This is a genomic window from Flavobacterium sp. ASW18X, assembly GCF_005144745.1.
Classification (GTDB): domain Bacteria; phylum Bacteroidota; class Bacteroidia; order Flavobacteriales; family Flavobacteriaceae; genus Croceivirga.
Window position 1 is genome coordinate 501,210 of sequence record NZ_SWKK01000008.1, and the last position, 8,056, is coordinate 509,265.

Genomic DNA, 8,056 nt, shown 5'->3' on the forward strand with positions numbered 1-8,056 from the left:
ATGAAAACGTACCTCATAAAAAATGCAACAGCAGTTAACGAAGGTAAAATCTTTGAAACTGATGTATTATTAAAATCGGGCCGCATAGAAAAATTAGGCAGGGATTTAAGTAATGCTAATGCTACCATAATTGATTTTAATGGCAATTATTTATTTCCAGGGGTAATAGATGATCAGGTGCATTTTAGGGAGCCAGGACTAACCCATAAAGGGAGCATTGCAACAGAAAGTAGAGCGGCAGTTGCCGGGGGTACTACCACTTTTATGGAGCAACCCAATACCAATCCACAGACAACAACGATAGAAAAGCTAGAAGAAAAGTTTGCCATGGCTGCAAATTCTAGCGCCGCAAATTATTCTTTCTTATTTGGTGGTACTAATGATAATTTAGAAGAATTAAAAAGGTTAGATAAAAACGCCTGCTCTGGTGTTAAATTATTTTTAGGGTCTTCTACGGGCAATATGTTGGTGGATAATGAAGTGGTTATAGAACAAATTTTTAGAAATACCCAAATGCGTATTTCTGCGCATTGCGAGGACGAAACCACCATAAGAGAAAATCTAGCCAAATATAAAGACCAATTTGGGGATGATATTCCTATAAAATACCACCCAATAATTCGTAGTGAAGAGGCTTGTTATTTGTCTTCTTCAAAAGCCATCGCCTTAGCAAAAAAAACAGGGGCACGTTTGCATGTGTTCCATTTGTCTACGGCAAAAGAGATGGATTTGTTCACCAATGACATTCCTTTAAAGGACAAAAAAATAACGGCAGAAGTTTGTATTCATCATTTGTGGTTTGCAGCAGAAGATTATGATACCAAAGGAACTTTGATAAAGTGGAATCCGGCTGTGAAAACTAGTACGGATAGAGACGCTTTATGGAAAGCCCTTTTGGATGGCCGTATAGATGTAGTAGCTACAGACCACGCACCGCATACCCTAGAGGAGAAAGAAAACGTATATACCAAAGCCCCTTCTGGAGGACCCCTAGTACAACATGCGTTAATAGCTATGTTGCAAAAACATAAAGAAGGTAGAATTGCTTTAGAACAAGTGGTGCAGAAAATGTGTCATAATCCGGCTATCCTTTTTGATGTAAAAGAAAGAGGATTTTTAAGAGAAGGCTATTATGCGGATTTGGTAGAAGTTGCTATGAATAGCAACTGGACTGTGAGCAAAGAAAATATTTATTATAAGTGTGGTTGGTCTCCGTTTGAAGGAGTTTCTTTTGATGCACAAGTAAAAAGAACATGGGTAAATGGTGGTTTAGCCTATAACCAAGGCGAATTTGCTACTGAGCTTTTAGGGGAGCGTTTAACATTTGATCGTTAATCCATGAAAAAGCTATTGCTACTTTGTGTTTTAATTTGGGCTGCCTCTTGTAAAGAAAAACTGGTAGAAGAACCAGAAAACTTGATTCCAGAACCAAAGATGACCAATATTATTTATGATTTGGCCATGCTTAATGGGGCTAAAGCAGCCAATGCCTCAGTGTTAGATAAGCATAGAATAAAAACCATGCCGTATTTGTACCAGAAATATAAAATAGATAGTGTTGCTTTTGTGGAGAGCGATTTGTATTATGCTAGTAAGCCAGAAGTATATCAGCGAATATATCAAAATGTACTAGACCGCATAGAGGTGAAGGCAACAGCACTAGAAGATGAGCGCAAACGTAAATCTGATAGTTTAAAGAGTGCTAATAAGGCTAAAGTTAAATCAACAGTACTAGATACTACAAATCTTAAAAAGACGAAGTAGTTTTGTTTTTAAAGGCATTACAGCATTCTAAAACATAAGCTTCAAATTCTTCATAAGTAAAATCGGTATTTTTTACCAGCTTGCTATTGTCATAGGTTTGGGTGTATTTAAAACCATTTGCCATGATTCTAGAAAGTATTCTTGGTTGCCCAAAAATTGTAGCACGTATCCAATCTAATCTCCATAATACAGCTAGCATCCATTGTTTAAAAGGTTTGGTGGGCGCTTTTTTCTGTAATCCTTTAGCTAGTAAGGCGCTCATTTCTTGGTAACTTAAATTTTTACTTACCAAAATATAGCTTTCATTAGTAATAGGACTATCCATAAGTAAAGTCATGGAATTTACTACATCATTAACGGTAACAAAACCTGTGCCACCTGGTAAGTAATATCTGGGCTCGCGGGCGGAAAAAGCAAACATTTTACTGCTGCCATTATCCCAGAAACCACACCCTAAAATTACTCCAGGGTTAACAATTACCACATCTAAACCCTCTTGGGAGCCTCGCCACACCTCTAATTCTGCTAAATATTTAGTGAGGGCGTATTCTGGAACGGCTTGTTCTGGCCAATCTGTTTGTTCATTAGCTGCGGCGTGCCCAATAGTTCTCCCTATAGCGGCAATGGAGCTTACAAAGCATAATTTTTTTACGTTGTTAGCTAAGCAGAGGTTTACCACATTCGCAGTACCTTCTACATTTACCCGGTGTAGCGCTTTAGCATCTTTAGGGTCAAAAGAAATTAAGCCTGCACAGTGATACACTTGAGTTACATTTTTAAAGGTATCATTAAGCGCAGGGATATCTTCTAAAGAAGCGGGTAGCCAGGTAATTTTATTAAAATTTGTAGGATGAGCACCAGCATCAAAAAAAGATTTGGTTTTGGCAATACTTTTTTCATTTCTGTAAATGGCTATAACCGCTGCTTCTGTTTGGGTTAATCGTTGCAATAGGTAAGTGCCTACCAATCCTGTGCCGCCTGTAACTAAAATCATACCCAAATGTACCTAATTCATAATATTATTTACCTAAGAAAATACAAGATTCTATATTTGCACAGCTAATTGATAAGACAACTATTATGGCCAAGAATTTTGTGGCAGAATTAAAGTGGAGAGGTATGTTGCACGATGCCATGCCGGGAACAGAAGAACATTTGTTAGAAGGTATGCGTGCTGCGTATGTAGGGATAGACCCAACGGCAGATTCCCTACATATAGGGCATTTAGTTGGGGTAATGATGTTACGCCATTTTCAATTAGCAGGGCATAAACCATTTGCGCTCGTTGGTGGCGCTACTGGTATGATTGGTGATCCCTCTGGTAAGTCTGCAGAACGTAACTTGTTAGATGAGCCTACTTTACGCCACAATCAAGAAGCTATAAAAGAGCAGTTGGCTCGTTTTTTAGATTTTACAAGTGATGCGCCTAACGCAGCAATTTTAGTGAATAACTATGATTGGATGAAGGATTTCTCCTTTCTAGAATTTATACGAGATGTAGGGAAGCACATTACCGTAAATTATATGATGGCGAAAGACTCTGTAAAAAAGCGTCTTTCTTCTGACGCTAAAGAGGGGATGAGTTTTACTGAGTTTACGTATCAATTGGTGCAAGGGTACGATTTTTTACACCTGTACAGGGCCCATGATTGTACGCTGCAAATGGGGGGTAGTGACCAATGGGGAAATATTACCACAGGTACTGAATTGATAAGAAGAATAGGTGGAGGTAAAGGCTATGCCCTAACCTGCCCACTAATTACAAAAGCAGACGGCACCAAGTTTGGAAAAACAGAGGGTGGAAATATATGGTTAGATGCGGAACGTACATCTCCCTATAAATTTTACCAATATTGGTTAAATACGTCTGATGAAGATGCGGAGAAATACATTAAAATATTCACTTTTCTAACACAGGAAGAAATAGAGAATTTAGTGGCAGCACATAAAGAAGCGCCACACATGCGCCAATTACAGAAAAAGCTGGCAGAAGAAGTTACCGTTATGGTGCATAGCCAAGAAGATTTGGATAATGCTATAAAGGCAAGTAATATTTTGTTTGGCAAGTCTACCTCTAGCGATTTAAAACAGTTAAACGAGAAAACATTTTTAGATGTTTTTGATGGTGTACCGCAGGCAGAAGTACCTATGGCAGAATTAGAGGCAGGCTTAGATATGATAGGGGCCTTAGCTGCAAAAACAGGCTTTTTGGGTTCTAACGGAGAGGCAAGAAGAGAACTAAAGCAAAATTCTATCGCTGTAAATAGAGAAAAGGTAAAAGAAGATTATACCATTACTAAAGAAGATTTAATTAATAATAAGTTTGTGTTGTTGCAACGGGGTAAAAAGAATTACTTCATCTTAGTAGCAGTTTAAATTTACAAGTACACTAATATTTAGAATAGGTCGTTTTGATAAAGAACGACCTATTTTTTTTGATGTATGAAGAAGTTATTGGTACTTATGCTAACCTTAGGATTGGCTATTGGCTGTGATAAAATTGATGAATTGACCAAGTTTGAAATGGACTATGAACAAGAAGTGATTATCCCTTCTACAACGGGCATAGATTTACCTTTTGATGTATTTACGCCAGAAACAGAAACCAATTCGGAATCCGAGTTTGAAATAAATGATACCCGTAAAGATTTAATAGAAGAAATAAAACTTATTGAGTTGGTTTTGCAAATTGAAAATCCAACAGATAGTGATTTTAGTTTTCTAGAATCTATAGAGGTATTTATTGCAGCAGAAGGTTTGGAAGAGCAGCGTATAGCTTTTGAGGAAGAAGTGGCCCCAGATACGGGAATGCGTTTGATGCTAAACACCTCTGATATCGATTTGCAAGACTATATTAAAAAAGATTCTTTTACCCTTAGGTTAAAGACGGTTACCGACGAGATTATAAATCAGGACCACACCATAAAAGTGAAATCTGTCTTTTTTGTAGACGCCAAAATATTGGGAATTTAGTTCCAATTTTTAATCTTCCGGAGTAAGAAAGCGTATGCCATAATTTTTGCATATCTCTGCAACTTTTGCAAAGTCTGGTTTTCCGGGCGGTAACTCGCCTAATTCTGCAAACATTCGTTCTATCCCAGCAGGGAAGGCACTAAGAATAGTTTTACAATTGGTATCCCCAACAACTCTCCAAGAATGCGGAATATTTTTTGGCGCGTACGCTAAATCGCCAGCCTCTAAGATGGTAGTACTGTTGCCAACGGTAACTTCTAACTTTCCCTCCAAAACCTTAAAAATTTCATCCTCTTTGGTGTGTACATGAGGTGGAATCATTGTTCCAGGGGCATTTACTTCTTCTATTAAAGTAAACTGACCTGCAGTATCCTTACCTGTAAGTTTAAAGGTTTGTTGGTCTCCAATAACATTTACTTTTGTCCCTTCTTCTTTTCTAACAATTTTAGGTACGGTTTTATCATTACGTAAATGACTTTTTGTTTGGTTTGGGATATTGCTAAAAGCAATAGCTGCGAATGCACTGGTTTTTAAAAACTCTTTTCTTTTCATTATTTGGATAATTAGTTTTCACAATGTATCCAAATTTCAACAAGGTAATTTTTGTAATTGTATGGTATGTAGTTAATTGTGTGTTGTTGGCTATAAAACCATTAAATTGCATCCACGGATATCGGAGTGGTCAAAACGGCCTAAAACCTCAAAAGATTTGTCTTCGTAAACCTTCCCCAAGTCTTGGGTGGCAATAAAAGCGCACGAATGGACATTGGCTAAATCAATAACATTTATACCCCCTGTTTTACCGTGTGGTTGCACGCTTAAAGGGTCTTCGGTATCTCTTGTTAATACGCGCATCCAAGGTGGGCAATTAAAAAGGCCTTTTCCTTTAGAATAGGCTTGGCTTAATAATTCGGTCATTCCATATTCAGAATGTATATGGCTTGTATGTAAGCCTTGCAGAAGGGTGTGGTGTAATTCTTGTCTAATCATTTCTTTTCTACGTCCTTTCATACCTCCTGTTTCCATAACAATAGTGTTTTGTAGGTTTAGGTTGTACTGCTCTGCTAAGTCTAGTAAAGCAAAAGAAACCCCTATTAACATTGTCTTAGTGTTGTTTGCTTCTAGTTGCTGCAATGTAAGCGCCAATTCATCTAGATTGTTGAGGTAAAATCCGCTTTTTGGATGTTTTGAGGTTTTAATCATATCATCCACCATATAGATTAAAGAAGACCCGCTACGTTCTAAATAGGAAGGTAATAATGCCAAGATGCAAAAATTTGCTACGGAACCATAAAACAACTCAAACCCTTTTCTAAAACTATGTTCATACAAAGAAACATCCAATACAGCGTGTTTGCTCGTTAGACTACCTGTGGTGCCGCTACTACTAAAAGTTTGTTCAGGAATTCCCGCTCCAGACAGGATAGTACTGTTTTTAAAAAATTCTATGGGTAAAAAGGGAATTTGCGCTATGCTATCAACTGAAGCTACATCGGTTTTAAGCAAGTTGCAAAACCGTTGATACACGTTGTTATTTTGATATTGATATCTAAAAGTTTGTAAAGCTTGCTCTACAAATTGAGTTTCTGTTGCAATAGAAAAGATAGAAGAGGTGTCTATAGTCGCCATTGTAGCAAAATTAGACAAAATAAAAAGCCCCAACCAAAGGATTGGGGCTTTATAAGTAGTAGCTATGTTTTATTTAACAACTAATTTTTGAGTAGTTGTGAGGTCATTTTCTGTGACTTCTACAATGTAAACACCGGCTGGTAGTTTAGTAATGTTTAAGGTATTGGTTGCTATGGCATCTTTTAAAACTGGAGTGCCAAATACATTAAAAATGACGATATTTTTTAAACCGTTGCTTTTAGTGGTGATATAAACCTCTCCACCGTAAGCGGGATTTGGGTATACGCGTAAGCCAATGTCGTTTTTAGGACTGGGGTTGTTTAAACGTGGACTTGCATAGGAACTTACACCAATAGTAAACATAAGTAGGAAAAAGTACATGTGTTTCATTAACATATATTTGGGGGGTTAACGCTTGGTAAATGTACTTTGGAACAGCAGTAAATGCTAGATTTTGTTGTGAAATGAGGGGAAAGGTAGGTGTGTCAGATTAAAGGTAAAATTTGTCGGTAAACGACAGTTTTTGCAATTTATTTTATCACCAATTTACGAGTTACTACTTTTTCACGTTCAAAAACGCGTAAAATGTAAACACCTTTATCCAGATTAGATACATTTAATTCTCTACCAGAAAGTGTAGTTTGTAAAACTTGAGTACCTAGAACATCAAAAATATTTATTTGTTTAGGTGCATCTAAAGTAGTTTCAATATAAACCTTTCCATTAATGGTTGGGTTAGGGTATAATTTAAAACCTGGGATGTCCCCATTTGCTTGGTTTTGTTGTGCAAAACCAAAAGTACAGGAGAGCAATAAAAGTAGTAGGTAAATATGCTTCATAAAGTACTGATAACAAAGGGTATGCCACAAATATAGCCAAAAGGCTTTTTTTACTAACCCAATATAAAGAAAATACCCACATTTTTCGATGAACTGCAACCCTTGACCGAGGATTGGTGTAGTTGGTCGATGTTATAATAAGCGATAAGCGTGTTTTTTTTGTTTATAAATAAAAAACCCCGCATTATGCGGGGTTTTATAATCACTTAGGGTAAGTGAAAAATGTTTCTATTGCATGGTTACCATGAAAGAAGGACTAGCCCAATCAAATGCAGCTAAATCTGCTCCAACACCGGCTTTAGCGGTAACGCTATTATTTGCAGTTACGGTAATACCATCAGTGATTTCCGTAATAGTACCAGTAATAGTGCTTCCATCTTTGTCAACACCTACGTTCCCTTGAGCAAACGCGTTAGATAAAGTAAGTTCACCATCACCATTGCTATCTTTAGTGTCAATTCTGTTACCAAAAGAAGCTGTGCCATATGCAGCAAACAAGATGTTATCAATAGTGGCAACTGTACCTCTTCTAATTTCTGCACCAGCAGTTAAGGCAACATCAGGATTCAAGTTTAAAATAGTAACGTTGTTTAACGTAGGCATAGAGATTGGAGCAGCTGTAGGGTCGTTAGAGTTGCTGTCACCTTCAATACCTCTTGGGTCTTCAGTAGCCATATCAAAACCATCGTTACGAACACCAAAAGCGTTGTCAATAGTTCCTTGGTAACCTTCTGTCCAGTCAAACATATCATCAGCGATGTTAGAACAATACACGTTAGTTACGTTTACAGTACCACCAAAGAATTCGATACCATCATCAGCACCATTATTTACAACGATGTTGTTTACTA

At 37.3% G+C, this 8,056-nt stretch carries 9 protein-coding genes and 1 pseudogene; 4 read left to right on the plus strand and 6 right to left on the minus strand.

The window, feature by feature from the left end; genetic code table 11:
* The gene (locus FBT53_RS07705; RefSeq protein WP_136950584.1) at positions 1–1,335 is read left to right on the plus strand and encodes a dihydroorotase; all 1,335 of its coding nucleotides are present in this window, start codon (positions 1–3) and stop codon (positions 1,333–1,335) included.
* A 3-nt stretch (positions 1,336–1,338) separates the two neighbouring features.
* A complete protein-coding gene (locus FBT53_RS07710) occupies positions 1,339–1,764 on the plus strand; it encodes a DUF4296 domain-containing protein (RefSeq protein WP_136950585.1) in 426 nt (141 codons plus the stop codon).
* On the opposite strand, the gene FBT53_RS07715 is transcribed toward FBT53_RS07710, so the two are convergent.
* Positions 1,748–2,758, minus strand: coding sequence for an NAD-dependent epimerase/dehydratase family protein (locus FBT53_RS07715; protein ID WP_136950586.1), 1,011 nt, complete (start codon positions 2,756–2,758; stop codon positions 1,748–1,750). The genes FBT53_RS07710 and FBT53_RS07715 overlap by 17 nt on opposite strands.
* Positions 2,759–2,844: 86 nt before the next feature.
* Here FBT53_RS07715 and tyrS point away from each other — a divergent pair, with 86 nt between their 5' ends.
* Together tyrS and FBT53_RS07725 are read left to right on the plus strand one after the other, a co-directional pair.
* Positions 2,845–4,140: a tyrosine--tRNA ligase gene (tyrS, locus tag FBT53_RS07720; protein WP_136950587.1), complete on the plus strand. Its 1,296-nt coding sequence runs from the start codon at positions 2,845–2,847 to the stop codon at positions 4,138–4,140.
* A gap of 66 nt (positions 4,141–4,206) precedes the next feature.
* Entirely contained in the window at positions 4,207–4,737 is a 531-nt protein-coding gene (locus tag FBT53_RS07725; RefSeq protein ID WP_136950588.1) for a hypothetical protein, read from the plus strand.
* A gap of 9 nt (positions 4,738–4,746) precedes the next feature.
* Here FBT53_RS07725 and FBT53_RS07730 read toward each other — a convergent pair whose 3' ends face one another.
* The 5 genes and pseudogenes from FBT53_RS07730 to FBT53_RS16090 form a co-directional block, all read right to left on the minus strand.
* Positions 4,747–5,289, minus strand: a complete 543-nt coding sequence (locus FBT53_RS07730) for a cupin domain-containing protein (RefSeq protein ID WP_136950589.1) — start codon at positions 5,287–5,289, stop codon at positions 4,747–4,749.
* 90 nt (positions 5,290–5,379) lie between these two features.
* Entirely contained in the window at positions 5,380–6,366 is a 987-nt protein-coding gene (locus FBT53_RS07735; RefSeq protein ID WP_136950590.1) for an acyl transferase, read from the minus strand.
* A 69-nt stretch (positions 6,367–6,435) separates the two neighbouring features.
* Positions 6,436–6,756, minus strand: coding sequence for a T9SS type A sorting domain-containing protein (locus tag FBT53_RS07740; RefSeq protein WP_136950591.1), 321 nt, complete (start codon positions 6,754–6,756; stop codon positions 6,436–6,438).
* A 140-nt stretch (positions 6,757–6,896) separates the two neighbouring features.
* Entirely contained in the window at positions 6,897–7,205 is a 309-nt protein-coding gene (locus FBT53_RS07745; protein WP_136950592.1) for a T9SS type A sorting domain-containing protein, read from the minus strand.
* 228 nt (positions 7,206–7,433) lie between these two features.
* Positions 7,434–8,056, minus strand: a pseudogene (locus FBT53_RS16090) (hypothetical protein); the annotation flags it as partial.